Source organism: Kordiimonas sp. (assembly GCF_048264555.1).
Lineage (GTDB): Bacteria > Pseudomonadota > Alphaproteobacteria > Sphingomonadales > Kordiimonadaceae > Kordiimonas.
The window spans coordinates 342,328-369,302 of sequence record NZ_JBLXCX010000001.1 but is presented as its reverse complement, the minus strand read 5'-3'; the positions used below and the strand labels follow the sequence as shown (position 1 = coordinate 369,302).

At 55.9% G+C, this 26,975-nt stretch carries 30 protein-coding genes and 1 other RNA gene; 17 read left to right on the top strand and 14 right to left on the bottom strand.

The genetic code is table 11. The features are described 5' to 3' along the window. Window positions 1-82: 82 nt before the first annotated feature. Window positions 83-1,645 (top strand): alkaline phosphatase D family protein, encoded by a 1,563-nt coding sequence (locus ACN0XZ_RS01780; RefSeq protein WP_417455992.1) that lies wholly within the window; start codon window positions 83-85, stop codon window positions 1,643-1,645. Here ACN0XZ_RS01780 and ACN0XZ_RS01775 read toward each other — a convergent pair. Together ACN0XZ_RS01775 and ACN0XZ_RS01770 are read right to left on the bottom strand one after the other, a co-directional pair. Further along, window positions 1,642-2,550 carry a fructosamine kinase family protein gene (locus tag ACN0XZ_RS01775; protein ID WP_417455991.1) on the bottom strand — a complete coding sequence of 303 codons (909 nt, stop codon included), beginning with the start codon at window positions 2,548-2,550 and terminating at the stop codon, window positions 1,642-1,644. The genes ACN0XZ_RS01780 and ACN0XZ_RS01775 overlap by 4 nt on opposite strands. An 8-nt stretch (window positions 2,551-2,558) precedes the next feature. Then, entirely contained in the window at window positions 2,559-3,035 is a 477-nt protein-coding gene (locus ACN0XZ_RS01770) for a low molecular weight protein-tyrosine-phosphatase (RefSeq protein WP_417455990.1), read from the bottom strand. A 93-nt stretch (window positions 3,036-3,128) separates the two neighbouring features. Between ACN0XZ_RS01770 and cobB the strand changes: the two genes are divergently transcribed. Genes cobB through ACN0XZ_RS01755 form a run of 3 tightly spaced genes read left to right on the top strand, consistent with a single transcriptional unit; the run spans window position 3,129 to window position 4,571 of the window. Continuing rightward, window positions 3,129-3,830: a Sir2 family NAD+-dependent deacetylase gene (cobB, locus tag ACN0XZ_RS01765; protein WP_417455989.1), complete on the top strand. Its 702-nt coding sequence runs from the start codon at window positions 3,129-3,131 to the stop codon at window positions 3,828-3,830. Window positions 3,831-3,859: 29 nt separating this feature from the next. Then, complete coding sequence (locus ACN0XZ_RS01760) at window positions 3,860-4,162, top strand: 4a-hydroxytetrahydrobiopterin dehydratase (protein ID WP_417455988.1); 303 nt, start codon at window positions 3,860-3,862, stop codon at window positions 4,160-4,162. A 4-nt stretch (window positions 4,163-4,166) separates the two neighbouring features. After that, on the top strand, window positions 4,167-4,571 hold the full coding sequence (locus tag ACN0XZ_RS01755) for a cupin domain-containing protein (protein ID WP_417455987.1): 405 nt from the start codon (window positions 4,167-4,169) through the stop codon (window positions 4,569-4,571). Between the two features lie 77 nt (window positions 4,572-4,648). Here the strand turns inward: ACN0XZ_RS01755 and ACN0XZ_RS01750 are convergent, their stop codons facing one another. Both ACN0XZ_RS01750 and nudC read right to left on the bottom strand, forming a co-directional pair. After that, window positions 4,649-5,128, bottom strand: a complete 480-nt coding sequence (locus ACN0XZ_RS01750; protein WP_417455986.1) for a hypothetical protein — start codon at window positions 5,126-5,128, stop codon at window positions 4,649-4,651. Window positions 5,129-5,346: 218 nt separating this feature from the next. Further along, the gene (gene nudC, locus ACN0XZ_RS01745; protein ID WP_417455985.1) at window positions 5,347-6,258 is read right to left on the bottom strand and encodes an NAD(+) diphosphatase; all 912 of its coding nucleotides are present in this window, start codon (window positions 6,256-6,258) and stop codon (window positions 5,347-5,349) included. Between the two features lie 85 nt (window positions 6,259-6,343). Between nudC and ffs the strand changes: the two genes are divergently transcribed. The 8 genes from ffs to ACN0XZ_RS01705 all read left to right on the top strand — a co-directional run bounded on the left by ffs (window position 6,344) and on the right by ACN0XZ_RS01705 (window position 10,857). Continuing rightward, an RNA gene (gene ffs, locus ACN0XZ_RS01740) (signal recognition particle sRNA small type) lies at window positions 6,344-6,440 on the top strand. Window positions 6,441-6,638: 198 nt separating this feature from the next. Beyond that, complete coding sequence (locus ACN0XZ_RS01735; RefSeq protein WP_417455984.1) at window positions 6,639-8,426, top strand: DNA polymerase III subunit gamma/tau; 1,788 nt, start codon at window positions 6,639-6,641, stop codon at window positions 8,424-8,426. An 18-nt stretch (window positions 8,427-8,444) separates the two neighbouring features. After that, on the top strand, window positions 8,445-8,768 hold the full coding sequence (locus tag ACN0XZ_RS01730) for a YbaB/EbfC family nucleoid-associated protein (protein ID WP_417455983.1): 324 nt from the start codon (window positions 8,445-8,447) through the stop codon (window positions 8,766-8,768). 4 nt (window positions 8,769-8,772) lie between these two features. Then, the gene (locus ACN0XZ_RS01725) at window positions 8,773-9,054 is read left to right on the top strand and encodes a GIY-YIG nuclease family protein (RefSeq protein ID WP_417455982.1); all 282 of its coding nucleotides are present in this window, start codon (window positions 8,773-8,775) and stop codon (window positions 9,052-9,054) included. 4 nt (window positions 9,055-9,058) lie between these two features. Next, complete coding sequence (locus ACN0XZ_RS01720) at window positions 9,059-9,538, top strand: ABZJ_00895 family protein (protein WP_417455981.1); 480 nt, start codon at window positions 9,059-9,061, stop codon at window positions 9,536-9,538. A 3-nt stretch (window positions 9,539-9,541) separates the two neighbouring features. Next, window positions 9,542-10,147 carry a recombination mediator RecR gene (gene recR / locus ACN0XZ_RS01715; RefSeq protein WP_417455980.1) on the top strand — a complete coding sequence of 202 codons (606 nt, stop codon included), beginning with the start codon at window positions 9,542-9,544 and terminating at the stop codon, window positions 10,145-10,147. Window positions 10,148-10,151: 4 nt separating this feature from the next. Further along, window positions 10,152-10,481: a DUF4286 family protein gene (locus tag ACN0XZ_RS01710; protein WP_417455979.1), complete on the top strand. Its 330-nt coding sequence runs from the start codon at window positions 10,152-10,154 to the stop codon at window positions 10,479-10,481. After that, a complete protein-coding gene (locus tag ACN0XZ_RS01705) occupies window positions 10,471-10,857 on the top strand; it encodes a GFA family protein (RefSeq protein ID WP_417455978.1) in 387 nt (128 codons plus the stop codon). The genes ACN0XZ_RS01710 and ACN0XZ_RS01705 overlap by 11 nt, the downstream gene beginning before the upstream one ends. Window positions 10,858-11,132: 275 nt before the next feature. Here the strand turns inward: ACN0XZ_RS01705 and dapE are convergent, their stop codons facing one another. The 3 genes from dapE to ACN0XZ_RS01690 form a co-directional block, all read right to left on the bottom strand. Then, window positions 11,133-12,278 carry a succinyl-diaminopimelate desuccinylase gene (gene dapE, locus ACN0XZ_RS01700; RefSeq protein WP_417455977.1) on the bottom strand — a complete coding sequence of 382 codons (1,146 nt, stop codon included), beginning with the start codon at window positions 12,276-12,278 and terminating at the stop codon, window positions 11,133-11,135. A 4-nt stretch (window positions 12,279-12,282) separates the two neighbouring features. Next, window positions 12,283-13,128 (bottom strand): 2,3,4,5-tetrahydropyridine-2,6-dicarboxylate N-succinyltransferase, encoded by an 846-nt coding sequence (dapD, locus tag ACN0XZ_RS01695; RefSeq protein WP_417455976.1) that lies wholly within the window; start codon window positions 13,126-13,128, stop codon window positions 12,283-12,285. A gap of 107 nt (window positions 13,129-13,235) precedes the next feature. Further along, window positions 13,236-13,928, bottom strand: coding sequence for a pyrimidine 5'-nucleotidase (locus tag ACN0XZ_RS01690; RefSeq protein ID WP_417455975.1), 693 nt, complete (start codon window positions 13,926-13,928; stop codon window positions 13,236-13,238). Window positions 13,929-14,023: 95 nt separating this feature from the next. Here ACN0XZ_RS01690 and ACN0XZ_RS01685 point away from each other — a divergent pair, with 95 nt between their 5' ends. The 3 genes from ACN0XZ_RS01685 (at window position 14,024) to ACN0XZ_RS01675 (ending at window position 18,452) form a co-directional block, all read left to right on the top strand. Further along, complete coding sequence (locus tag ACN0XZ_RS01685) at window positions 14,024-15,688, top strand: diguanylate cyclase (protein WP_417455974.1); 1,665 nt, start codon at window positions 14,024-14,026, stop codon at window positions 15,686-15,688. A gap of 1 nt (window position 15,689) precedes the next feature. Beyond that, a complete protein-coding gene (locus tag ACN0XZ_RS01680; RefSeq protein ID WP_417455973.1) occupies window positions 15,690-16,979 on the top strand; it encodes a DUF2336 domain-containing protein in 1,290 nt (429 codons plus the stop codon). Window positions 16,980-17,051: 72 nt separating this feature from the next. Beyond that, on the top strand, window positions 17,052-18,452 hold the full coding sequence (locus ACN0XZ_RS01675) for a class II fumarate hydratase (protein ID WP_417455972.1): 1,401 nt from the start codon (window positions 17,052-17,054) through the stop codon (window positions 18,450-18,452). Here the strand turns inward: ACN0XZ_RS01675 and argB are convergent. The 4 genes from argB to ACN0XZ_RS01655 form a co-directional block, all read right to left on the bottom strand. Further along, a complete protein-coding gene (gene argB / locus ACN0XZ_RS01670; RefSeq protein WP_417455971.1) occupies window positions 18,449-19,348 on the bottom strand; it encodes an acetylglutamate kinase in 900 nt (299 codons plus the stop codon). The two genes, ACN0XZ_RS01675 and argB, sit on opposite strands and share 4 nt — an antisense overlap. Window positions 19,349-19,397: 49 nt before the next feature. Next, window positions 19,398-20,114: a lysoplasmalogenase family protein gene (locus ACN0XZ_RS01665; RefSeq protein ID WP_417455970.1), complete on the bottom strand. Its 717-nt coding sequence runs from the start codon at window positions 20,112-20,114 to the stop codon at window positions 19,398-19,400. 98 nt (window positions 20,115-20,212) lie between these two features. Next, window positions 20,213-21,502, bottom strand: a complete 1,290-nt coding sequence (locus tag ACN0XZ_RS01660; protein ID WP_417455969.1) for an MFS transporter — start codon at window positions 21,500-21,502, stop codon at window positions 20,213-20,215. 9 nt (window positions 21,503-21,511) lie between these two features. Beyond that, the gene (locus ACN0XZ_RS01655; protein ID WP_417455968.1) at window positions 21,512-22,144 is read right to left on the bottom strand and encodes a cation transporter; all 633 of its coding nucleotides are present in this window, start codon (window positions 22,142-22,144) and stop codon (window positions 21,512-21,514) included. A gap of 144 nt (window positions 22,145-22,288) precedes the next feature. On the opposite strand from ACN0XZ_RS01655, the gene ACN0XZ_RS01650 reads away from it, so the two are divergent. After that, window positions 22,289-23,332 (top strand): succinylglutamate desuccinylase/aspartoacylase family protein, encoded by a 1,044-nt coding sequence (locus ACN0XZ_RS01650; protein ID WP_417455967.1) that lies wholly within the window; start codon window positions 22,289-22,291, stop codon window positions 23,330-23,332. 123 nt (window positions 23,333-23,455) lie between these two features. Beyond that, a complete protein-coding gene (gene hemH, locus ACN0XZ_RS01645; protein WP_417455966.1) occupies window positions 23,456-24,463 on the top strand; it encodes a ferrochelatase in 1,008 nt (335 codons plus the stop codon). Window positions 24,464-24,469: 6 nt separating this feature from the next. On the opposite strand, the gene ACN0XZ_RS01640 is transcribed toward hemH, so the two are convergent. From ACN0XZ_RS01640 to ACN0XZ_RS01630, 3 genes are all read right to left on the bottom strand, one after another. After that, on the bottom strand, window positions 24,470-24,919 hold the full coding sequence (locus tag ACN0XZ_RS01640) for a copper chaperone PCu(A)C (RefSeq protein WP_417455965.1): 450 nt from the start codon (window positions 24,917-24,919) through the stop codon (window positions 24,470-24,472). Window positions 24,920-25,006: 87 nt separating this feature from the next. Continuing rightward, the gene (gene pip / locus ACN0XZ_RS01635; protein WP_417455964.1) at window positions 25,007-25,972 is read right to left on the bottom strand and encodes a prolyl aminopeptidase; all 966 of its coding nucleotides are present in this window, start codon (window positions 25,970-25,972) and stop codon (window positions 25,007-25,009) included. A gap of 168 nt (window positions 25,973-26,140) precedes the next feature. Beyond that, window positions 26,141-26,956 carry an NTP transferase domain-containing protein gene (locus tag ACN0XZ_RS01630; RefSeq protein WP_417455963.1) on the bottom strand — a complete coding sequence of 272 codons (816 nt, stop codon included), beginning with the start codon at window positions 26,954-26,956 and terminating at the stop codon, window positions 26,141-26,143. Between the last annotated feature and the right edge of the window lie 19 nt (window positions 26,957-26,975).

The window sequence follows — 26,975 nt, the reverse complement described above, 5'->3', positions numbered from 1 at the left end:
CCTCACGTGTCATTATGCTGTGATATAAAGCGGATAACCGACAGGTATTGGCTCTTTCTGGGCATGAAGTATGGGGGTGAGGATGAGCGATTTTTCACGGCGACAGTTTATGCGGACGGCCAGCATGCTGGGCTTTGCGGCTTTCTCGGCGCCGCTTCTGGCGACACCGGCCTGGATCACCGGCAAACCTCGTTTTATCTCCTACCCCTTCACGCTTGGGGTTGCGTCTGGTGATGCCATGCCCACGGGTTTTGTGATCTGGACCCGGCTGGCGCCAGACCCCCTGGACCACAGGGCAGTAGGGCCGGACCCGGTGCCCGTGGCCTATGAGATCGCTGAGGACGAAGCCTTCACCCGCGTTGTGCAAAAAGGCGCAGTGGTGGCGCATGCCGAAAACGCCCATGCGGTGCATGTGGACGTGGTGGGCCTTCTGCCGGGCAGGCCGTATTTTTACCGCTTCCATGCAGGCGATGAGGTCAGCTTGGTGGGGCGGGCGCGCACCACACCCGCGATCATGGCGCCGCTTGAGCGCATGAAGTTTGCTTTCTGCTCCTGCCAGAATTTTACCGAGGGCTATTTCAAGGCTTACCGCGACATGGTGGCGGAAGATGTGGAGCTGATCGTCCATCTCGGGGATTATATTTACGAGCAATCCTATGGTGCGGCGCACCGGCGTGTGCCGGTGGGCAATGCCGTCACGCTTGATGATTACCGCGCGCTGCACGCAACCTATAAGCTGGACCCGGACCTGCAGGCGGCCCACGCGCACACAAGTTGGCTGTTCACCTGGGATGACCATGAAGTGGCTAACGATTATGCTGCCGACCAGGGCCAGAACTTTGAGGACCCGATCGAGTTTCTGAGGCGGCGCGCGGCGGCCTACAAAGCCTATTATGAGCATCTGCCGCTCCGGCGTGCGGCGGCGCCGATTGGGGCAGACGCAGCGCTTTTTGGCCGTACAAATTATGGCAACCTCCTTGAGATCAACATGCTTGATACCCGCCAGTACCGGACCGACCAGCCTTGCCAAACCCCGGATGACGGCGGTTGGCAGCTTATTGACGGCATGTGCGCAGAGCGGTTCGAGCCAACCCGGTCCATCCTCGGTGAAGCGCAGGAAAAATGGCTGATGTGGGGCATGGGCCGTGCTGGTGCTAAATGGAATGTGATGGCGCAGGGCATGCTGTTTTCAAAGCATGACTATAAACCGGGGGATGGTGAGTTGATCGGCAGCGAATATTGGGACGGCTATGTTGCCTCCCGCGACCGGGTGCTGGACATGTTTGAAAAACGCAATGTCTCCAACCCGGTGATCATCGGCGGGGACGTGCATGCCACCTATGTTTGTGATGTGAAGCGGGACTTTGACGACCCAAACTCGAAAACCGTGGCCAGCGAGTTTGTGGCCACCTCCATCACCAGCGGCAACAGCTATTGGCAACGTAATATGCCCTCCATCCCTGAAAACCCGCATATCAAGCTCTATGAAGGACGGTATCGTGGCTATACGCTCTGTGACGTGACCAGGGACGGCTGGACCGCTGACCTGCGGGTTGTGGATGATGTGACCAAGCCGGAGCTTGATGCCAGAACGCTGAAACGCTTCGTGATTGAAGATGGGGTGGCGGGCCCGCAGGAAGCCTAACAGCCGAACTCAGCCAGGATACGGCTGACCTGTGCGACGTAGCCGCCGCCAAAAAGGCGAACATGCACCAGAAGCGGCCAGAGTTGGTAGAGGGCTTTGCGCTCCTCAAAAAAGCCGGGCTCAATGGCATGGTGCTCATGGTAGGCGTCAAAAAATACCGGGTCGAGCCCGCCCATGAGGTTGATAAACGCGAGGTCCATCTCATTATGGCCATATGAAATTGCGGGGTCGATGAAGGCCGCGACATGGTCCCCGTCGATCAGCATGTTTCCGGCCCACAGGTCACCGTGCAGCAGGCTGGCGGGTGGTGTATCGGGGATCAGGCTCTCAAGCTTGCCGGCGAGTGTTTCTATGCGGGTATGATCGGCAGGGCTTAGTTTGCCAGTGCGCAGGCATGAGCCCGCCATGGCGAGCAGGCGCCGGTCCCGAAAGAAGGAAACCCAACTGGCGTTGGCGGCGTTTTGTTGCACCAGTGGGCCGATATAAGTGTCGTGTTTGAAGCCGTATGGTTTCGCCACACCTTTCGCCACACCATGCCCAAAATCCGACACGGATTCCGCCACACATTTGTGCAGTTTCGCCACACTTTCCGCCACAGATTCTGAGGCAAGCGCCACATCTTTGACGCCTGCGTGCGGGATATGGCTCAGCACCAATATGCCTGGCGCGTGGAAAAGAACGTCTGGCACCCGAAGGCTTGAATGCACCTTAAGGTGTTGAAGCATAAGGGCTTCTGTGCCGGTGGTATCGGGCTGGTCGGCGCGCGGGCGTTTGGCAACCACGCGGGTGCCGTTTGTGAGCGTGAGCAGTGAGACGTCTGCGATGTCCCCGCCGTGCATGGGCCTTGTGCCCCTGATCCCGCAACCCAATGCTTTTTCAAGCTTTTTTGCAAGCGGTGAGGCCATGTAACCCTCTAGAAACGCTCAGCTTTTATCTTGGCGAGCAGACCTTCTGACGCGTCCATCGCCGCCAGATAGCAGCTGTCAAACTGGCTGATATGGCCCTGGTATGGGTCCGGCATTTCATCCAGCGGCATGTCTGGTGCATGGGTCAAAAACAGGGAGATGCGGTCTTTATATTCGTCCGGGCAGCGCTCCATCACGTCCCGCAGGTTGTCATGGTCCATCACCAGAATATAGTCGAATGTGCTGAAATCCGCGTCTTCCACTTTGCGGGAGCGCTGGCGGGAGATATCGATCCCGCGCTCCTTCGCGGTTGCGATGGCGCGCCGGTCCGGCGGTGAGCCTGCGTGATAGCCAATGGTGCCAGCGCTGTCGATCTCGAACCTGTCTGCAAGACCGGCCTGCTCAGCTGCAGCGCGGAAGGCGCCCTCAGCCATTGGTGAACGGCAGATGTTCCCCATGCAGACAAATAAAACTTTCACTACCATATGCGCACCCCTGTTGGCCTTGGTCTCGTTTCTCGGCTAAACATATACCCAAGAGGTAACCGATTGGCGGGAAAAGCGAAAGGGGCGGCTGGGGTGCGGTATAAAAATATTGTTGTGCTGACTGGTGCTGGCGTCTCCGCCGAATCGGGTGTGCGCACCTTCCGCGATAACGGCGGGCTTTGGGAAGAACACCGGGTGGAGGATGTCGCCACGCCTGAAGCCTTCGCCCGAGACCCAAACCTCGTGCAGCGGTTTTATAACCTCAGACGCGCCCAGCTTCGTGACATTGAACCGAACCCGGCCCATGTGGCGCTTGCGCGGCTGGAGAATGAGTTCTCAGGCGAGGTCACGGTTATTACCCAGAACGTTGATAACCTGCACGAACGCGCAGGGTCCCGCGCAGTTATTCACATGCATGGGGAGCTTGCGAAAGTGCGCTGTGAAGCCTGCAGAGCTGTGCATGATTGGGAGGCGGATTGCCAGCAAGTAACACCGTGCCCGGCCTGCGGGCGGGCGCCTGCGCTCCGGCCGCATATCGTATGGTTTGGTGAAATGCCCTTCCAGATGGACGAGATCATGGCGCGGCTCGCGGCCTGTGACCTGTTCATCTCTATCGGCACCAGTGGCCATGTGTATCCTGCGGCCGGGTTTGTGGCTGAGGTTCGCGCGATTGGTTACGCCCACACGATTGAGGTGAACCTTGAGCCCAGCCAGGGCGTTAGCGATTTTGCAGAATGCCGCCATGGACGCGCGGGCGAGCTTGTGCCAAAACTCGTGGACGAGATTTTAGCATAGAATTTTCTGGCATTGTTAGGGGAAGAGCGATGAGTACACGACCGCAAAAACTGAGTGATGACGACCGCGCTGACGCACTGGCGAAGCTTGGCGGCTGGGCCTATGACGCGGAAGCGCTTGCGATCAATAAAACGTTTAAGTTCGCTGATTTTTCAGAGGCCTGGGCCTTTATGAACAGGGCTGCCCTTCTCGCTGAAAAGATGGATCACCACCCCGAATGGTTCAATGTTTATAACCGGGTGGAGGTTAAAATGACCACCCATGACGCAGACGGTGTGACGGCGCTGGATATTGAGATGGCGACCGCAATGAACCGCTTTGCCGGGGAGTGATAGGATGCTGAAGTCGCTCTCTGCTTTTGCCCTTGCTTCCATGATGCTCGCACCCGCAGCTGCTGCGGGTGTGGAAGAGATGATGAAAGCGGATAAGGATATCCTTGGGAACGCCATTTCTTACCCTAACGGTGACCCGGCCGAGATTACAGGCATCATGATCACCATGGCGCCGGGCGACAGCAACGGCTGGCACAGCCATCCGGTGCCGACATTTGGCTATATATTGTCTGGCGAACTGACAGTTGAGTATGAAACCGGCGAAGTGAAGGTGATAGGCGTAGGGGATACGCTTGTTGAAGCCCAGCACACAGCCCATCAGGGCCACAATCGTGGCTCGGAGGTTGTGAAAATCGTGGTGTTTTATGCGGGCGCCAAGGGCGTGCCCAACACGGTGCGGGGCAAGTAAAAAACGCTCGGTATAACCGGAAAACACTGGGCTGAAACAGCTGGGGTTTCCCCCAGCGATTTCAATCTTTTGCCGACTTACGCGTAATATTCTGGTGCGTGCTGAATATGGATCGGGCGTACCTTGCTTTCGCCAAACTGGATCACGAGCATCACCTTGTCTGGTGTCTTGTGATCGGACGCGAGAGGAAGATAAAGCGTTCCGGCTTCTTTCTCTCCAACCTTGGCTTGCTTGCATACTTCCGTCCAGAAGTTTGGACGACCTTCTTCGCATGTTCTGATCATATGGTCCCAGAAGTCACTTCCGGGCCCCTTTCCTGGGAGTTCGGATATTCGAATGCCGGTATAATCCTGGTCCAGCTCGTCCGCGACATCTTGCCCTATCACACGATATTCGAAGTCGAGCGGATCATTCTTGATATCGACAATAATGATCTTTGATGCGTATCTGCCGATGTCTTGAAGCCTCATGTCTGCGCGGGAAGGGAGGGCTCCATCACGCATGGAAAGCTTCGTCCAGTGGCTCAGCATGTTCTGCTGCGGTTCAGACATTTTCATAGACGCCTCCATGTGCCGTTCTGGCTTGGTATTAAAGGGCGACCCTGAACAAATCTTAACAACTTGTTTACTCTAACATGAATACTTGGCGCTTCGCAGCGTTTTAGGAAAATTATACTGTAATTCTATCTAATTAACGGAAATGTGATGGCTTATTATTGCACCTGCACACCCTACTATTGCAAATGCAATACTATGTTAAAGAGAGACTCGGGTGGTTAGTCTTCAGCCAGCCATATATCCATCAGGTCACGAGCGATAGCGATAAAGGGCGGCAGGAAAAACGTGTCGTCTTTTCCTGAGAGCACATCGCGCGCCTGCTCCTTCGTGATCCAGATGGCATCGTCGATTTCGGTAGCGTCGATGGTGAGCTTGTCGTCCTCAACCCAGGCAAAACAACCAATCATCAGGGTGGAAGGCCAGGGCCAGGGTTGGCTGGTTTTATACTCAACCCGTGTTGTGCGCACTCCCACTTCTTCATAGAGCTCACGTGCGACGGCCTCCTCAATGGTTTCTCCTGGTTCCATAAATCCGGCGAGGGCAGAATAAAACCCGGGCGGTACGTGATGGCCGCGGCCCACAAGTGCCTTGTCACTGTGGAAGGCCAGCATGATCACCACCGGGTCTGTGCGCGGGAAGTGGCTGGCCTCGCATGTGTCGCACTTGCGCTCATAGCCTGCTTTCACAAGCGTGGACGGCGCGCCGCATTTAGCACAAAACTGGTGGCTGGCGTGCCACGACAGCATGGATTTGGCTTGTGCGATGATGCCAAGGCTTGGATGTGCGTGCCCGAACTTGAGGCCAATGGCTCGCGGCTCACGAAACTTGCCGGGCGCGAACATGTCATCAAATTCTTCCGCCGCCGCACTCAGCTCTGCGCCGTAGCGAGGGGCTTCCCCGTCAAGGCCGAGGAATACTTTTGTCCCCAAGGGGAGAAAACGGCATTTGGACGGGCTTAACCAGAGAATGTCACCAAACTCATCGGTTAAAACCTTGCCGTCTGCGATAAGCACGAATCGAGCATCATCCCGGCTGGCCCAGCACCCCAGGATATCACTGTCCGCCCGCAGATGGTCTGCCCGGTTAAGCGGGTTGCCTGAAAATGCTGTCGTTACGGTACCTAAGGCCACATTTTTCTCCCTTAATATATGCTCCGTAAGCTAGGGCGGGCACATTCCCCTTGCAAGTCAGATCAAGAATCGCCATATACACCCACGGGAGAGCCGGCGGACATTCCGCTCGCCAACCCGGTCAGGTCCGAAAGGAAGCAGCCGTAACGAGTTGTGCATGGGTCGTTTTGGCCCTCCCACCCTTCACTTTATTTTTCAGAATAGTTCATGAAATTCGCATGACATACGCGGGAAATCTTGCTGCGTTTGTCATCTGCGGTGTCGTATTTTTATCCGCGGCCGAAAAGCTGCTTTAGCCTTTCCCCCTGTAACCATTCCTGCTAGTCATGATCACAAAGAATGACCCTGAAAGATGCGCATAGGTGGGGACGCACATTAAAATGAGCGATAAGGCACAATCACAGAACTACAGGGTGTTGGCCCGTAAATACCGCCCGTCTGACTTCGATAGCCTTATCGGTCAGGAAGCCATGGTGCGCACGCTCTCAAACGCGATTGATAGTGGCCGGCTTGCGCACGCTTTTGTACTTACGGGCGTACGCGGTGTGGGGAAAACCACCACGGCCCGTATTATTGCCAAAGCGCTCAATTGCACCGTACATGACGGTCCGTCCATCAGCCCTTGCGGCGCGTGCGACAACTGTAAGGCCATTGCGGAAAGCCGCCATGTTGATGTGCTTGAGATGGATGCGGCATCGCGCACCGGGGTTGATGATATTCGCGAGATTATCGAAAGCGTGCGGTATGCGCCAGTATCCGCCCGCTATAAAATCTACATCATCGATGAAGTGCATATGCTCTCAAAGAATGCGTTTAACGCGCTTCTTAAAACGCTCGAAGAACCGCCAGAGCATGTGAAGTTTATCTTCGCCACAACGGAAATTCGTAAACTGCCGGTGACGGTTCTATCCCGCTGTCAGCGCTTTGACCTCAAGCGGGTTGAGGCGGACGTGTTGATTGCGCATCTCGCCAAGCTGGTTGAGCAAGAAGGCTGCAAGGCGGAAGATGGCGCGCTCAAATTGATCGCCCGCGCGGCCGAAGGCTCCGTTCGGGATAGCCTGTCACTTCTTGATCAGGCCATCGCGCATGGTGCAGGGGAAGTCACCGAAAGCCAGGTCCGGGATATGCTTGGCCTTGCAGACCGTGCGCTTGTGCTCGATCTTTTTGAGCAACTGATGAAAGGCGATGTGGCGACGGGCCTGACGACACTGCGCCACCAGTATGACGCGGGCGCTGACCCCGCTGTGGTCTTGAACGACCTTCTCGAGGTTACCCATTGGCTCACACGGCTTAAAGTGACGCCGGACACGGGCACGGATACGCTGGTGTCGGAGGCGGAGCGCAAGCAGGGTGGCGAGATGGCGCAGAAGCTCAGCATGCCGCACCTGACCCGTGCGTGGCAGATGCTCCTCAAGGGCCTTGGTGAGGTTCGTACGGCACCAAGCCCGATTGCGGCTGCCGAGATGGTCCTCATTCGGCTTTGTTATGCGGCCAACCTGCCGGGGCCGGCTGATCTTGTGAAGCAGCTGCAAAATGGTGGTGGCGGGGCCCCTGCGGGCGGACCGGCGCCATCAGGGGGCGGCGGCAATGTGCACGCCATCTCAAGCCAGCAGGCACCACAAGCCTCAACAGGGCAAGGGCCAACAGCGCAGCAAAGCGCGCAGGTGCTGGCATTCAAGAACGACGCGGCGTACGGGGATGATCACGCCAAACACCCCATGCCGGTGGATTTTGAGAAGCTCGTTGCGCTTTTTAATGCCGAGAAGGAACCAACGCTCGCCGTGATGCTCAAGGATCACGTGCGGCTTGTGGATTATAAACCGGGTTCCATCACCATCCGCACCACACGGCAAACCCCGCCTGATTTTATGATGCGGGTGAAATCCTGCCTCAAGATGTGGACGGGTGTGGACTGGCAGATCACCATCACACGGGACGCGGAGGGCGAAAGCACGATCCGCGACAAGGAAATCGCGCGCGATAAAAAGCGACGTGACGAGGCGTTGGCAGAACCGATCGTGAAGGCGCTTCTTGCCTCCTTCCCCGATGCGGAACTGATCCATGTGCGGGACAGCCGGGCGGAGGATGAAGACCTGGGCGCATCCGATGATCCGCTTGACGGTGTTTCTTTCGATGATGCGGATGAGATGTCCGAGTTTGATTTTTAAGTCTGGAGCAGTTGAGCGATGAAAAACCTTTCCGAGATGCTGAAAAAAGCGCAGGAAATGCAGTCCAAAATGGGGGACATGCAGGCGGAGCTGGATACCGTTGAAGTGGACGGCACGGCAGGCGCAGGCATGGTGCGAGTGGTGCTCACTGCCAAGGGTGATATGAAATCGGTCACCATCGACCCGAGCCTGTTCTCAAGCGAAGAGAAAGAAGTGGTGGAAGACCTGATCGTCGCAGCGCACGCACAGGCACGAGCCAAAGCGGCGGACGCCATGCAGGAGCGCATGAAAGACCTGACCGGCGGCCTTGACCTGCCGCCTGGCTTCAAAATGCCTTTCTGATCGGTTGAGCGATACGTTTGAATATCCCTGTTTCATCTATGTCCTCGGTAGCCTGAAGGACAGCAAAGCCTGCACCTATGTGGGCTGGACAACAGATGTTGAGGCACGGCTCGCCGCCCACAACGCGGGCACAGGCGCCAAATCAACCCGTGGGCGCGCATGGGTGGTTCTGCATACCGAAGAATTTAAAACCCGTGGTGAGGCCATGAGCCGGGAATGGCACTTGAAACGCGACCGGAAATTCCGCAAAAAGCTGATGGAAGATTATTTGGGCAGGGCAGGTTAGCACCATGGCAGACAACACCACACCTTCTGGAACACCCGCGCGGTTGATGCCAACCATTGGCACCTTCGCGGTCTGGTATATATGCGCCATGCTTGCGCTTACGGGGGTTAGCCTTGGCCTTGGGATCAACTTCGGGCGGCTTGGCAGCATCGCGATTTTGTTGCTTTCCGGCTTTTTTGCGGGTGTGCGGTTCGCGAAAGACCATGAGCGTGAGCTTGAGGGCACCGAGAAATGGAAGCTGGCGCTAGGGTGCCTTTTGGTTTCCTACCTGTGTTCCGCCGCCAATATTGTGGCAATCACCCTTGCGACCATGGGTGAGGGTGAGAGTGCACGCTTCATGGATGCGCTCACCAACATGCCGCTTGATGTATGGGCTTTTGTGTTTGCGCTGGTGTCGCTGTTTTATTATCTCGGGCTCGTTCTGTTCATTGGTCTTGGGGTCAAAAACGGTTTGCCGCTCCCGTCAGAAAATTCAGGGTCCTGATAGATGCCCCGCTCCCACGGTAGTGAAATTGATACGCTGATCCAGCTGCTCGCGAAATTGCCGGGGCTTGGGCCACGGTCCGCGCGGCGCTCAACCCTTCAGCTTCTCAAGAAAAAAGATAGCGTGATGGTGCCGCTCGCTGACGCCCTGATGCGGGTGGCAGACAAGATCGTGATTTGTGCAACCTGCGGCAATATCGACACCAGCAACCCCTGCCATGTGTGTGAGGACATGCGGCGTGACCGGACAACTATCTGTGTAGTTGAGGATGTGGCGGACCTGTGGGCGCTTGACCGCAGCGAGACCTTCAGGGGGCTCTACCATGTGCTTGGCGGCACGTTGTCCGCGCTCGACGGTGTTGGGCCGGATGAACTGAATATCGCGAGCCTTCTGGACCGCGCGGCTGCGGGCGATGTTGCTGAGGTTATCCTCGCCCTCAACGCCACGGTGGATGGCCAGACCACGAGCCACTATCTGGCGGAGCGCTTGGCTGAAAGCGGTGTGAAGGTAACCGCACTTGCACACGGCGTGCCCGTGGGGGGCGAGCTTGACTATCTTGATGACGGCACACTGGCGGCGGCCCTCAAGGCCCGCGGGAACGTGAGCTAGGCGGATGGTTCTGGACGAGACGCTATATGCGGTGAAGGTGTGGGTCGACCCTGAGCGAGGGCAAGCCTATATCAACTGGCTCAAAGGCGGGCATGTGGCCGAGGTGGCGTCTGCGCCCGGTGTAATATGGGCCCGGCTTATAGAGCTGGAGGATTGCGCCCCAGACGGATGGCTTGGCTTTCTGGCGCTTTATGCTTTTGAGAGCAGGCAGGCGCTTGAAGCCTATCAAACGAGCGACCTCTTCCGGTCGTTTGCGCCTATATACAAGGAATTTGATGGTGTGTTCCGGGCAGAGCGCGCGATTGGTGAGGTGGTGGAGTATCATGGCCGATAAAATTACCCATAAAGGGGGCTGCCATTGTGGCGCCGTCTCTTTTGAGCTTACCGCCCCGGCGGATATGGAAGCAAAAAGCTGTACCTGCAGCATCTGCAAGATGACAGGCTTTGTGCATTATTTTGCCACACAGGCGGAGTTCCGTATCACGGCGGGGGAAGATCACCTGACCGACTATCGCTTCAATACGGGCACGGCCAGGCATCTCTTTTGCAAAACATGTGGTGTGAAAGCATTTTACGTGCCGCGTAGCCATCCTGATGGCTGGTCGGTCAACACCAATTGCATTGATATGACGTCCGTGAACTCGCTGACTGTCAGTGAGTTTGACGGCGCAAACTGGGAAGCAAATATCCAGACATTGCGCGAGGAATAGCTACCCGACAGCACTGATTGAAAAAAGGGGCCCGCGGGAGGTGCGGGCCCCTTTTATTTGAGCGCCTGAGATTGTTGGGCAGGGGCTCAGGGGAGCTGGGTTCAAAGAAGAAAAGTGCACGACAAGTCGTAACACTTTTTACAGGGACCCCTTTGGGGCAGAACCGTAGGGACGGCGGGGTTTCACCCCTGTGTTCTTCCGTGAACCACAAGACGACAATAGACCCGCACATATACGCGCGAAACTAGAATTAATTTAGGTGGGATTACGGACTATTATCCGATCAGGCGCTTGAGCACGTCTTCATATATGTCCGTCAGCGCGTGAATATCGGCAACCGAGACATGCTCATCAACCTTGTGCATCGTGGCGCCAACAAGGCCAAACTCTACCACAGGGCACATATCCTTGATAAAGCGCGCGTCCGAGGTGCCGCCGGTTGTTGAAAGCTCGGGTTTGACGCCAAGCCGCGCTTCCACAGCGCCGGAGACAGCATCAGAGAGGTCCCCGCGTTCAGTGAGGAAGCTGTCACCCGAGAGCCACCAGTCAATCTCATAGCCCACACCTGCGCTATCCATGCGGCGGGTCAACTCAGCTTTCAGGCTTTCCGGTGTAAACTCATTGTTGAAGCGCACATTGAAGCGTGATTTCGCCTCAGCTGGGATCACGTTATGGCTTTCGTTGCCCACATCGATATTCACGATCTCGAGGTTGGAAGGCTGGAATCTGTTGTTGCCTTCGTCCAGCGTCCCTTCGAGGGTTGCCAGCACCTTCACAAGGTCGGGGATCGGGTTTTTTGCGAGGTGAGGGTAAGCCACATGGCCCTGTGCGCCCTTCACTGTCACCACGCCGTGCAGGCTGCCACGGCGACCGATCTTGATCATCTGTCCCATCTCGGTGGGGTTGGTAGGCTCACCCACAAGGCACATGTCAATCTTTTCACCGCGTTCGTTCAGCCAATCCAGCACCTTGCGGGTGCCGTTGATGGCCATGCCTTCTTCGTCACCCGTGATAAGAAGCGAGATGGAGCCATTTGGCGGTGCGTCCCGACCCGCGAGGAAGCGCTCCGCCGCAACCACAAATGCTGCGATCGCTGATTTCATATCCGCAGCACCCCGGCCAAAAAGTTGGCCGTCGCGTACTTCCGCGGCAAATGGGGCGACGCTCCAGTGATCTGCTGCACCCACAGGCACAACATCGGTGTGGCCCGCGAAACAGAAGTTTGGCCCTTCCGTTCCAAACCGGGCGTAAAGGTTGGGAACCGGTTCGGTGCCTTCTTCCTCGAATGTCAGCTTATGGCATTTAAAGCCCAGGGTCGTGAGGGCGCCTGCAAGAAAATCAAGCGCGTCACCTTTATCAGGCGTGATGCTCTCGCGGCGGATCAGATGTTGCGACAGGCTGACAGGATCGAGGGTGAGCATGGCTTTAATCCCTGAGGAGATCGTTGATCGACGTTTTTGAGCGTGTCCGCTCATCCACCCTTTTTACAATGACAGCACAGGAGAGACCAGGGCCCGGTGCGCCGTCCGCCAGCGGTTTGCCGGGCAGGGTGCCGGGCACAACAACACTGTAGGCCGGTACGCGGCCCATGAATACCTCGCCGGTTTCCCGATCGACAATCTTGGTGGACGCGCCAATGAACACACCCATGGAAATCACGGCGCCTTCTTCAACAACTACACCTTCCGCTACTTCGGAACGAGCACCGAGGAAACAGTTGTCTTCAATAATCACGGGGCCGGCTTGCAGGGGTTCAAGCACGCCACCAATGCCGGTGCCGCCTGAGATATGCACGTTTTTGCCGATCTGCGCGCAGGAGCCAACGGTGGCCCACGTGTCAACCATGGTGCCTTCACCAACATAGGCGCCGAGGTTCACAAAAGACGGCATCAACACAGCCCCCTTAGCGATATGAGCCGAATGGCGCACGATGGCGCCAGGCACCGCACGGAACCCGGCGGCCTGAAACGTGTTGGCGGACCACCCCTCAAACTTGCTCGGCACCTTGTCCCACCAGTGCGTGCTTTCCCCCGGGCCGCCGGCAATCATCGCCATATCGTTTAACCGGAAGGACAGCAGCACCGCTTTTTTGAGCCACTGATGCACGACCCACGCGCCGCTTTCCTTGGATGCTACGCGCAGTTCCCCACTATCAAGCAGTTTGAGCGCTTGATTTACAGCGTCGCGGACATCGCCTGTTGTTTGGGCGTTAATTTGGTCACGGCTTTCAAAAGCAGCGTCAATGGTGGCTTCAAGGCTAGCATAAGACATGGGTGGGCATCCTCATTACGGCATCTTCGCAAAAATCCCGTGAACAATAGCGGCGAAGGGGGTGAAGTCAATCAAACCTGCGCCTCAGATACCCTAGAATTCCTTATCTAGCGGTTTAAAAAAGCCTGCAGCCAGTTGGTGAGCTCGTCTGTTTCTGCATGCACAAATGAGGCATCATAGTCCGCTTGCCCCCAAACACTGCCCGTATTGATCCAGACTGTTGCCATGCCCAGCGCGTGGGCGGGCTTCAGGTTGCGTACCATATCCTCGAACATGACGGCTTTTGATGGGTCTATCTCAAACTTCTTTACGAACTTGTCGTAGACCTCGCGCTTCGGTTTGGGTTCGAGCGCAGCCTCGTGGATGTCAAAAATCGCTTCGAACTGATCAGCGATACCGAGCCGGTCGAGGACCTTCTCCGCGTAGGGGAGGTCTGCATTCGTGAACACAATCTTGCGACCCCTCAGCTTAGTCAGCGCATCACGCAGCGCATCATCCCGCGCAATGGGGCTGAAGTCGATATCATGCACATGATCAAGATAGTGATAGGGGTCAACCTTATGGTTGGCCATCAGGCCCTTCAACGTCGTGCCATGTTCCAGAAGGTATCCTTTTTGGACTTTTCGCGCTTCTTCCGGGGCTAGCCGGAGCAAGCTTTGCACATACTCACCGATCTTTTGGTCGATCTGCAAAAAGAGGTTGCACTTCTCCGGGTAAAGCGTGTTGTCGAGGTCAAATACCCAGGTGTTTCGATTATCATCGAAGGCTGGGTGGAAGCTTTGATTTTTATAATCCAACATAAGTCTTAGAATTATGCCCAAATCACTGTTAAATCTACATTAACAATGTTTATTCTAGTTTATTGAGGGCATTGCTTGGTTTTGGAATTCCATTTGTGAGCACATTGGCGAAATTTGTTGCGTCCTGGAAAAAGCATGGTGGCTCGGGCGGCCTTGCTTCAGCCGAGGGCTGTGTGCTGCGCATCGATGCCAAGGGTAACATTTGTGATCAGTCCCGCCAAGCATCTCCCTTGGTGGCGCTTTGGCGGCAAGGCGAGCCTACGCTCACTGAGTTGGTGCGCAAAGCCCGCGCGTCTCATGTGCCCTGTGACGGGCGGTTTGAAGATGTGGCAGGCGCGAATTTTTGGCTGGTTGCGGTGCCAGAGGGCGACGAATGTATCATCGTTGGCAGGGATACCACGCTGCCAGACAAGGTGACCGAAGCCTTGATGCGCAGCCGCGCCCTACTGAAGGAACTACTCGATTCGGCGGTTGACGTCGCTTTTGAGGTCGATGCCGACCAGAATTTTCGTTTTATCACGCCTGTTGAGGCTTTTGGTTTCAAGACAGAGATGTGGCTTGGCCGAGCAGCGAGCCAGCTTTTCTGGCCTAAGGGTGACGCCCCGGTGCGTAACCCTTTTGCCTCGAAGGTGTCAGCCCATTTTGACGCGGTGCCAGTGCAGCTTGAAGGGCAGGAACGGCGGTGGCTTCATTTTGCCGTTCACCCGCAACTGGATGAAAACGGAAACAGAATTTCCCTGCGTGGCACCTGCCGTGACATGACAGCTCGGTTTCTGGCGGAGCGTAAAGCCAAGCAGGACAGCCTCCGTTTCACGCTACTCCAGCGCATTACAAACAGCCTGAACAGCTCTGAAACTGCGCAGGAGTTGATGGATAACGCGTCTGAAGCGTTGCAGGAAATGCTGCGGGCAGACATGGTTTGGGCCGTTGTTAAATATCACGAAGGGCTGGTGCCGATTTCCATCACTGGGTCCCGGCATGAGATACTGGATCTGGATACAATCTGGCATTCGTTTGATGGCCGATCTGGCGCTGGTGTGATCGAGGGGGAGGACCGTGCGCATTTGGGCATACGCCTTGATCTCAACGATCAGGCGTTGGGCATGGTGATTATCAGCCGGGACACTGAGGTTAGTCCATGGTCAGACCAAGAGAAGCAGTTGCTTGATGGCGTTGCAGGCGTGCTCACGGCGGCATTTAGCAAGGCCGAACTTATCGACCGGCTATACAGGCTTTCAAGCAAGGATGATCTGACCGGCCTTCTCAACCGTCGCGCCCTAGCTGAGACTGTAGAAGCCCGGCTCAAACACCAGTGCCGTACAGACCTTTCCGGGTGTTTGGTATTTATCGATCTCGATCATTTCAAGGAAGTAAACGACACCCTTGGCCACCAAGCTGGTGATACAGCGCTGAAAATGGTGGCGGATGCCATGCAGAATATGATCCGGCCTTGCGACTACGCAGGGCGATATGGTGGTGACGAATTTGTCTTATGGCTGGAGGACATGAAGGCGGAGAAGGCGGCGGATAAAATCCGGGCGCTTTTAGACATGATGCCTGAAATCAGAAAAGCCATTGGTGGTGAGGACCTTCGCTTAAATGCGTCGATAGGGCTATGCCAGTCACGGCCGGGTGTTGATCTTTCGTTTGTTGAGCTTGCCGATAGGGCGGATGCAGTGTTGTATGAAGTGAAGGGCTCGGGGCGTGGCGATATCGCGATCGCAAGGGATGAAACCGACATAGTGGCGGAGGATGCATGATATGCTCGGGAAGCTAAAATCGCTTTTGGGGGGAGGCGGTAAAGCCAGGGACGGCGGGGCAAAAGGCTTGCCCAAAACGCTGACCAAAGAGCATGAACAACAGATTTTGCAGGGCGGCACACCGGGCGAGCGGCACGCACTGGCGCTTCGGGAGGATGCGAGGCCTGAGGTTTTATATTATCTGGCCGAAGACGCCTCCCCCGAAGTGCGCAAAGCTATTGCACAAAACCCGGCCACACCAATACAGGCTGCAGAAAAACTGATCTCCGACGATGACGAGGAAGTCAGACAGGAACTGGCGCGCAAGATCGGCCGACTTGTGCCGGGGCTTGCGCCCGGTGAGCAAACGGCGCTGCGTGAAAAAGCCATCAAGGTGCTTGAAACACTGGCTGCAGACCAACTTCCAAAAGTACGTGCCATTGTCGCGGATGAGATCAAAAGCAGTGATCAGGTGCCAAAAGACCTGATTGACAGGCTGGCACGAGACGTTGAAGCCATTGTCTGTGGGCCCATCCTGCAATATTCGCCCCTTCTGAACGACGATGATCTTCGGGAGATTATCGCGGCTGGTGTGAGCGAGGGTGCGCTGAAAGCGATTGCCAGCCGCTCCAACCTGCCAGCTGAAATTTCCGATGACGTAGCTGCGACGCTTGATGTGCCCGCCATTGCGGCGTTGCTCGCGAACGCAAGTGCGCAGATCAGGGAGGACACCCTTGATCAGATTATCGACCATGCAACCTCGATAGAGGCACTGCATGAACCCTTGGCGCTGCGCCCCCAGCTCTCCATTCGCGCGATGAAACGCATCGCCGGGTTTGTGGCGTCTGCCCTTGTGCATGCGATGATGGAACAGGCTAAGTTGCCGGAAGATCAGGCGGAAGACCTTCTGGAGCGTGTGCGTGACCGCTTGAGCGAAGAGCGGGTGGGTGATGATGAAGAGGCCAAGCTGGCGGCCCGCGCGCTTGAGTATTTCCAGAAAGGCATGCTTGACGACAAGTTTGTGCATGAACAGATTGAGGCCAACAGGCGTGAGTTGTTGCTACAATGCCTCGCGGTGATGGCTGATCTGCCGGCGGCCACTGTGCGCCAGATTATCCATTCCAAAAGCGGCCGGGCTGTTACCGCGCTTGCCTGGAAAGCCAACCTTGGTATGCGCACAGCCTATGAGTTGCAGACCCGCTATGCGCTTGTTCCTACCGCCCAGCTTCTAAGCGCAAAAGACGGCAACAAATATCCAATCGATGAAAACGAGCTTGATTGGCACCTGAGCTATTTTGTTGAACAGGCGTAGATCTGTCACAATATAGGGTGAAAGCTGTGGTGCTATCGGGCAGCACAAATTTTCATTAGCAGGAGCGTTCCCGTGAACAAAACCCGCGTTGAGAGCGATTCACTTGGCAAGATTGAGGTGCCCGCTGACCGGCTTTGGGGCGCGCAAACCCAGCGCTGTTTGCAAAACTTCCCCATTGGTACCGAACGCATGCCAATCCCGTTCATTCGTGCTTTGGCTCAGCAAAAGAAGGCCGCCGCAGAAGCAAACAAAGCCTTAGGATTGTTGGATCAGGCCGTTGCCGACGCGATTATTACCGCCGCTGGCGAGATTATCGCAGGCAAGCATGATGATGAGTTCCCGCTGCCCGTGTGGCAAACGGGCTCGGGTACACAAAGTAATATGAACGCAAATGAGGTGATCGCGAACCGTGCGGCGGAGCTGATGGGCGGCGCGCGCGGCGCGAAGGATATTGTGCACCCCAACGATCATGTAAACATGGGGCAGTCATCAAATGATACGATCCCGACGGTCATGCTTATCTCAAGCGCCATGAGCCTTACATCAGAACTGAAGCCCTCTCTTGAGCGCATGGTTGAGGCTTTCAAGGCGCTGAGGTCGCGGTTTGGTCATATTATCAAACTTGGCCGCACCCATTTGCAGGATGCTACACCCATCACCTTTGATCAGGTTTTCTCAGCCTACCAGTCGCAGCTTGAGGCTGCCTTGAAAGCGGCGGATGATGTATTGCCCAGACTTCTGGCGGTACCGCAGGGCGGCACGGCTGTTGGCACGGGCATCAACTGTCATGAAGACTTTGCGGCTATATTCTGCCGCCATCTTAGCACCAACACGGGGCTGGCCTTCACCCCAGCGGAGAATAAATTCTCGGGTATCAGCGCACATGACGAGCTTGTGGCGCTCTCGGGCGTGTTGAACGGTGCAGCGGTAGCGCTAATGAAAATCGCCAATGACATTCGCATGATGGGCTCTGGTCCGCGTGGCGGCATTGGTGAACTGCTGCTGCCAAAAAACGAGCCCGGTTCTTCCATCATGGCTGGCAAAGTGAACCCGACCCAGGCGGAAGCGCTGACCATGGTGTGCGCGCAGGTTATGGGGAATCATACCACCGTTACCATTGCAGGTAGCCAGGGCCATTATGAGCTCAATGCCTTCAAGCCGGTGATAGCCTTTAATGTGCTGCAGTCGCTCAATCTGCTGGCGACGGCGGTAGCCAGTTTCACGGAGCGGTGTCTTCTGGGTCTGACGCCCGATGAGGAGAGGGTGGAGAGCCTTCTAAAAGGCTCCCTGATGCTCGCGACGTCTCTTGTGCCGCATATTGGGTATGATAAAACGGCGCAGATTGCCAAGCTCGCGAGCGATGAAAAATCGACCCTAAAGGCGGCAGCGCTCAAGCTTGGTTTTGTCTCGGAAGAAGATTTTGACTGCTGGACCGACCCAAGCCAGATGGTTGGGCCGGACAAACGAAACTAAAGGCGGATAAGGGTACCCGCACCGCGCTCAGTGAAAATCTCAAGGAGCATTGCGTGCATCACGCGGCCATCAAGAATAACAGCCCCTTTTACCCCGAGATCGACAGCGTTCAGGCAGGTCTCAACCTTCGGCATCATGCCGCCAGTGATCGTACCGTCCGCCACCAGTGCCTCGATGTCGCTGCGGTCCAGCTCTGTCAGTAGCTCTTTTCCCTTGTTTAGCACACCGGGTACATCAGTGAGCAGGAAGAAGCGCCGTGCGTGCAGCGCCCCGGCAATCGCCCCGGCCATGGTATCCGCGTTGATGTTATAGGTATTGCCATCTTCACCCTGCGCGATTGGCGAAATAACCGGAATGATGCCGTTCGAGATGCACTGCTCAACAATGCGCGGGTCAACGGTGGTTGGCTCACCCACAAACCCAAAGTCGATCACTTTCTCGATGTTCGAATCCGGGTCACGTTTGGTCCGCGCCATCTTGGTGGCGGTGACCATGGTGCTGTCTTTACCCGAGAGGCCAATGGCGCGCCCGCCAGCTTCATTGATGTCTGCCACGATGGATTTACCGATCGAGCCCAGCACCATTTCCGCCACTTCGACCGTTGCCTTGCACGTTACACGAAGGCCATCGACAAATTCGGTTTCAATAGAAAGGCGGGAGAGCATCTGGCCAATCTGTGGGCCACCACCATGCACAACAACAGGGTTTATGCCGACCTGCTTGAGGAGGACGATATCTTGCGCGAACTGTTTGGCAAGCGCCGGGTCGCCCATGGCATGCCCGCCATACTTGATAACAAATGTTTCGCCCGCATATTTGCGCATGTAAGGCAGGGCCTCGACAAGCGTTGCGGCTTTCTTTTGTAGTTTTCTTTTATCCTGGTCCACTTTGATCATGACCTTCTATCCTGAAACCGAATGACGTCTTTTGGGCGGAAATGCCCGATTAGTCAAATCGGTACCCGCCATAATTTGCTGGCCGGTCATCGGTCAGCATCACCCCCAGGGTCATTAGAAGTTGGCTGAGATAATAACTGGTCCAGACAAAATAACCAACATAGGCTGGTACATCCATGAACTGCCGAGCGCCAAGAGCAGCATCTGACGCCACGAAAAGCACGGCACCGAAGCCAACCAACTTGGGTGGGAATTTACTCAAAAGCGCCATCGTCGCCATCAGTGTGAGGATGCCCGTGTAGGCAAAGACGTAGATGGTCAGATCGCCCAGTTTTTCATACATGATAAAGCAGGCGATAAAGGCGGTTGCCCATAGAAGGGCCGCTGTGCGTAACCGTGCGTTACTGACATCACCAAGCCTTTGCCTGTTAACCAGATACAGAATAATGAAAATAATATGTGCCGCCGCGAACGCCATGAGCCCGCGAAGGAAAGCCTGATCATGCGGCAGGACCAGAAGCACATCACCGGCAACCGACCCGATAAGCGCCAGCAGCAGAAGCAGATGGCTGAAGGTACGAAGGTTGATGCCAACAAATAGGGCCAGGAAACCGACTGCGCTCATTTTCACAAGCGCTTGCCACAGGATACCTTCAGGGTACAGGCCCGCACCATATGCAATAGCACCGAGGAGCGAGAGGACGATGAAAATCTGTCCTATTGCTTCAAGCACCGGGCGCTTGCGTCTACTGAAGATGCGGGTCACAAAAACTCCTTCTCTCTGTCACTATAGGCAGCAGGTGAACCAAGCCACAAGCCTTTGATTCAAATGTATCTATTTCAAGGCGTTCATGCACATATTTATTACATCATTCGCTTCATAAGCGCCGCCGCAACAGGCACGATGGCGAGGTTCCCAAACGCGCAAACCAGCAGTATCTCGGATGAGGACAGCCCCAACACAATCAGGATGGCAGCAATGATGGACCCACCCGCCATAAAGCCGCTATTGAAGATGTTATTGGCGGCGATCATGCGTGAGCGTTCGCTGCGTTTGCTGCGGTCTTGCAAGATGGCGTAAAACGGCACAATGACCATGCCAGTAGAGACTGCCACGCCAATCAGCAGCACCAGCACAATCCAGTTTGTGGGTGTCGCCAGGAACCCTGCGATATCGATAATCTCGTCGGGCGTAACGCCGTTTTCACCCGGTAGTGAGAGATACAGCAGCAGGCTCGTGGCCATCAGCATATAGAGCGCGGGCTTTGCAAGCTTGGCCGAAATTTCGCCTTTCAACAACCTTGCGCACATCAGTGAACCGACGCCAATGCCGACCGAGAAACATGCGATGATGATGGTGACGACGGTTTCATCCCCGCCTAGCCGATTTTTCACGACGTCCGGGATTTGCGTGAGATAGATGGAACCATATAGCCAGATCCAGCTGATGCCAATGATGGCAGGGCGGGCGATCTCATGCTGCCACGCCGCTTTAACCTGCTGGCCAGTTGCGGTGAAAATATTGAGGTTGAGTTTCAGGTCTGGTGCCGCGGCCCCGGTGCGTGGGACCAGGCTACCGGATATCGTGCCGATGATGGCCAGTGTGATCATCAGCATCGCCATCTTGTCCGTACCACCCGGCTGAAGCACAAGAAGCCCACCAACCAACAAGCCAAGAAGGATGGCAACAAAGGTGCCAGCCTCAATCAGGCCGTTGGCGCTCAGAAGTTCATCCTTGCTCGTGAGCTCCGGTAGGATGCTGTATTTGATCGGCCCGAAGAAGGTGCTTTGCAAGCCAAGGCCAGATAGAACTGCAATCATCAATGGCAGGCTTGAAAGCTGGAACGCAAGCGCGCCGACCAGCATCAAAGCCACCTCCCAAAGCTTGATCCAGACGATCTGTTTCGATTTGTCAAACTTGTCGGCGAGCTGGCCCGCCAGAGCTGAGAACAGAAAATAGGGCAGGATGAAAAGCCCGATAGCCAGATTGTTCAGCACAGCGGGCTGCATCGCCATCTGTTCGGCAATGCGGTAGGTGATCAGCATGATCAACGCCTGCCGGAACAGGTTATCGTTCATGGCCCCCAGAAACTGCGTAACAAAAATGGCAAGGAACCGCCGGGTTCCAAGGAGCGAAAATTGTGTGTGGCTCATGAGCGGCCCCTAGTCTGCGGCAGCGTGGTGGCTTAGGTGGGCCAGTTCCGCCCGGGCCTGTTTGATGATGCTGAACGACCCACTGAGGAAAATGCTCGCCATAATCGCGGCGACGATCAGGTCGGGCCAGCCGGTGCCTGTTGCCCACACACCGGATGCCGCGATCATAACCATGACATTTCCGATGGCGTCGTTGCGGCTACAGAGCCAGACGGACCGCACATTTGCGTCACCATCCTTGAAGCGCACAAGAAGAAGCACGCTGGCGATATTGGCTGCCAGTGCCGTCGCACCTACTGAGCCCATGATGAAAGCCTGTGGTTCTTTCAGGTAAAGCACCGTGTAGAAGGTGGAACCCAAGACCCAAAGCCCCATTGCGCTAAGGCTCAGCCCTTTAAAGAGAGCGGCTTTCGCCCGCAGGCTGGCAGCCTTGCCAATCACATAGAGGGAGAGCGCGTAGGTGCAGGTATCACCAAGAAAGTCGAGCGCATCTGCCTTCAGGGCCTGGCTGTTGCCAACAAAACCCATAGGCATTTCGATGAGGAACATCACTGCGTTTATTAAAATAACAAGGACAAGGGCACGACGGTATCGTGGGTCCATGCCTTCAAATTTAACGTCATGGCAGCAATTGGCGCCCATGGGGAGCTCTCCTTCCACCCTATTTGGCATTAGCTGGTTTGTGCGTGCAACCCAAATTTCTCAACAGTAACAGAATGATGATTGCAACACGGTGCGTGGGTCTGCGAATATGTGGGCGAAAAATCCTTTGAAGGAGTTTATCTGGTGGCATTCGCCGTGAAACTTGTGTTGGCCGTGTTGTGTGCGGCGGTGTCGTTTGGAAGCCTGACAGCAGCTGCGTCAAGCGAGACAGGCGTGCCGCCGTTGATTGATCGGCTAGAGGCAAAGGGCCTTGCGCCCGGGCGGCATCATTTCTACTTCCGGGCGGGTGCGCGTGGTACCGGTGCACCAGTACTCGTGCCAGTGATTGTGCTGAAGGGCGAGAAGGCAGGCAAGCAGCTGCTTCTCACGGCTGCAGTGCACGGCGATGAGTTGAACGGTATCCGTGTCATCCATCGGTTGCTTGAAGGCATCACACCCGCTGAGCTTTCAGGAATCATTGTTGCCGTTCCCGGCGTTAACCAACCGGGTATGGAAGCGCACAGCCGCAATTTTGGCCCATATGGCGGTGATCCCAACCGTGCCTTCCCAGGAAACCAAAAGCGGGGTGAGGCGGAAGCAGTTTATGTGCGCCATCTATGGGAGGACCTATTCCTGCCCGGCACAGACCTTGCTGTTGATCTGCACACCCAAACAACCGGCACAGCTTACCCGCTTTTTGTGTTTGCGGATTTCAGGAATAACACCGCGCGCAAGATGGCGTATGCCCTGCTGCCGGAGATGATCAAGAATGACAAGGGCGAGAAGGGCACGCTGGAGACCGCGCTGCTGGCGAAAGGAGTTCCCGCCGTGACGTTTGAAATTGGTGCGCCAAAGCGTTTTCAGGATGAGTTGATTGAGAAAGCTGTGGCGGGCCTTGAGAATATGCTGATCACGAGCGGGTTTCTTGAAGGGACGCCACGTCGGCCAAAAGGGTCCCCTATCGTTGGTACGCACTACAGCAATGTGATTGCTGACGAGGGCGGCTTGGCTGTGCTTCACACGGCACTTCGCGACAGAGTGAAAAAGGGACAACTGGTGGCAACCCTTTACGACCCGTTCGGCACGGCCCTTAGAAACTACCACGCGCCGCATGACGGCTGGGTTCTGGCAGTTGCCACCGACCCTGTGCGGGATGCGGGGCAGATGCTTGTCCGTATTTTGCAATAAGCGAACCGGTGGCATTGGGCAAATGGTCGCAGCGATTGCAGAAATCGTGTTTTTTTATGAGCTAAAGCAGTGTGTATGTCGTAGGAAAGAGTGTGTTGAAACAATGGCTTTGGTTATAGTGATATGAACGATCAGCATCCTTCGGTTAAAAGCGGCAAGTTGGGCATTTTGCTTCTTAGCCTCGGTACGCCAGACGCCCCGACCTATGGTGCCGTGCGCCGCTATCTGGCAGAATTTCTGTCCGACCCTCGCGTGATCGAAACGCCAAAGCCAATATGGCTTCCCATTCTTTACGGACCCATCCTTACCTTCCGCCCAGCCAAATCAGCCAAGGCATATGCCAAGATCTGGGATTATGAGCGTGGTGAATCGCCGCTTCGCACTCACTCAAGGGACCAGGCCGAAAAATTACAGCAGATGTTTGGGGGGGCCGCGCAGGTGGAATGGGCGTTTCGCTATGGTCAGCCATCAACCCGGCAGGGGCTTGAGGCGCTTCGCGCGAAAGGGTGCGACCGTATCCTCGCATTTGCGCTTTATCCGCAATATAGCGCCACCACGACGGCCACAGCCTACGACAAGGTTTTTGAAATACTTGGGGAGATGCGCTGGCAACCGGCGGTGCGCACGGTACCGGCTTATGTTGACCATCCCGCCTTTGCGGCGGAACTGGCAGGGTCGGTATCCGCGTCACTCGCCGCGCTTGACTGGCAACCTGAGAAGATCCTGGCGTCCTACCATTCCATTCCCAAGTCCTATTGGGATAAGGGCGACCCGTACCCCTGTCAGTGTTTTAAAACCAGCCGATTGTTGCGGGAGCATCTGGGCAAGTCTGAGGATGAGCTTCTAACCAGCTTTCAGTCACGGGTTGGCCCAACCGAATGGGTCAGCCCCTACACAGACAAAACGGTAGAGAAGCTTGCGAAGGATGGCGTGAAGCGACTGGCCGTCTTGGCGCCAGCCTTCAGTTCAGACTGTCTGGAGACACTGGAAGAGATCAATATGGAACTGCGTGAAACGTTCCTGGAGAACGGCGGCACCCACTTCCATTACATACCCTGTCTTAACGCGACCGAGGGCGGTATGCGTGTGATAGATGCTGTGGCGCGGAACGAGATGCAGGGGTGGCTCTAGTCGGGCCTATTCAAGCCCCATCAGGCCCGTTACTTCAACAATCACCGGTGTGGTGCCTGCGTTCTCGAAGTCCAGCGTGATGGTGAACACGTCACCTTTTGCGAGTGGTTTGCTCAGTCCCATCAGCATGACATGATACCCGCCCGGTGCGAACTCAAGCGTCTCCCCCGGTGCGATGGGTAGCGTATCCACATGGTCCATCTGCATCACGCCGTCCACTTCCCGGGATTGATGAATCATGGCCATGTTGGCGATATCTGTAGAGACACCGTTCAGGAACTCCATATTGTGGGTATCGTTTGTGATGGTGAGGTACACGGCGGCGGACACAGTGCGACTGGTTTTGCGCGCCCAGGCTTTCTCGATGCTCAAGCCGTGGCCTTCCTCGCCGTGTGCAAATGCGGGCGTAGTGCCAAGCGTGAAACAAAACATGAGTGCAGCCAATATACTCTTCATCATCAATTCCTCAGTTTGCGGATATGCGCAGCCTTACCGGCTTTTCCAATTGGCAGCAAGTGACAGATTGGCGCACGCGTGGGGAGATCAGACAGCGTCGGTCGCGCAGATAAGCTCGTGCTGGATAGCGGGCTCAAAAGCGGAATGCCCGGCGACAGGCACAATCTTCAAGCTTGCCCATGGCATGGCTTGGGCAAGTTCCCAAGCGCTGGTGGGTGGGCAGATGGCATCATAGCGCCCTTGGATGATAGTGACCGGGATATCCTTCAGCTTGTGGCAGTCCCGCAGGATGTGGTTGTCACTATCAAGGAAACACTGGTTGAGGAAATAGTGGGCCTCGATGCGTGCGAACGCGAGGGCGAACACGGGGTCTACGGAATGCGCGCGCTGCTCGTCATCCGGCACAAGGGTCACGGTGCTGCCTTCCCACAGGCTCCATTCTTTTGCGAAACTCAGGCGTTCCCGCTCAAACTCAGGCGCGGTCAGGCGCTTGTAATACGCTTTGATAAGGTCGTCCTGCTCGTCAGTTGGCACCATGGATGAAAAGCGTTTCCATGCTTCCGGGAAAAGGGAGCGAGTGCCATCACGGTAGAACCAGTCCAGCTCCTTCCGGCGGGAAAGGAAAATACCGCGCAAGATAATTTGTCGGGTACGTTCGGGATGGGTCTGTGCATAAAGAAGCGATAGCGTGCTGCCCCAAGACCCACCAAACAGCACCCAGGTTTTAACCCGCAGATGGGTACGAATGGCCTCCATATCGGCGATCAGGTCCCACGTGGTGTTATTTTCAAGCGATGCATGCGGGCGGCTTTTGCCGCAGCCTCGCTGGTCAAACAAAATAATGCGATATTTACTGGGGTTGAAGAAACGCCGCTGAATGGGGCTGGTGCCGCCACCCGGGCCACCATGCACAAAAAGCACCGGTATGCCGTGCGGATTGCCAGATTGCTCCACATAGATTTCATGCCCGTCCGCCACGGGGATGCGTTCGCTCGTATAAGGCTCGATCGAGGGATAGAGGGAACGGAAAGTGGTGGTGCTGTCTGCTCGCAACGTGCTGTCCTTCAGGTTCTTCTTAGGATCAGAATAGGCAGCAAGGGTTAAGAAAACAAGAATTGCGTGTATGGAGTATGCGCAAAATGGCGTGTTTCTCGCCGGGCGCTTGCACCTCAAGAGGCCACAGCGAGATAGCGCCGTAGCCCCTATGAATGCATATTGGGTTTATTCAGCGGCCGCAGCGTGACGCGACTGCAAGATGCGTTCCGTCAGCGCAAAGTCGCCGGGGTTGTCCACATCAATAGGGGCATCAGCAAACGGCATGCGAATAACCTGTACTTTCAGCTTCCAGCGGCGCCCAAGCATGCCAGCAAGCTGGTCAATGGTTGCAAGCTTGAACTTATAGAGCATCATGAACATGAGCCCGAATGCCTTCATGATACGTTGTGGTTTTTTGCCGAACTGACCGCCACCTTCAAATACCTTGGCTGTGATGATCGCCTTATTGCTGGTAAGCGCGTAAAGGTTACAGCTGGACCAGCCACCATCCTTCAGATTGTGGAACGCTCGCTTGCCGTCGGGGTAGGCCTCAAGGATCACATCGGCAGGGGTCATGCCCACTGCGGCGTCCGCGCCGCCTGCTTCCAGCTCACTACAGAAATGATCAATCATCTCGGATGTATGCAGCGCATTATCACCCGTGGTGATGATAACCGGCCATGGGTCTTCGATGGCGGTGATGCCCTTTTCAACCGAGAGGTAGAGGTTGTCGGCGCTTTGCACATAGTGAATTTCGCCGCGATCCAGCATCGCCTCAAGCGCAGGGACTGATCGCAACAGCTCCTCGCTTTCAATGGATACATAAATCTTGCCGACGGATTTGGCGGCCAACACTTCACGCACAACCCGTTCAAGCATGACAACCCCATCAAGGGTTACAAGACACTTGTGGCTAACACCCTGGATTTTTGCCACTGTGTCCTCTGCCCCGCGCCGACTTGCTGCCAGCACAAGGGCGGTCACCAGTTTTCCTTTTGCCATCTTTATATCCTTTGCCCTT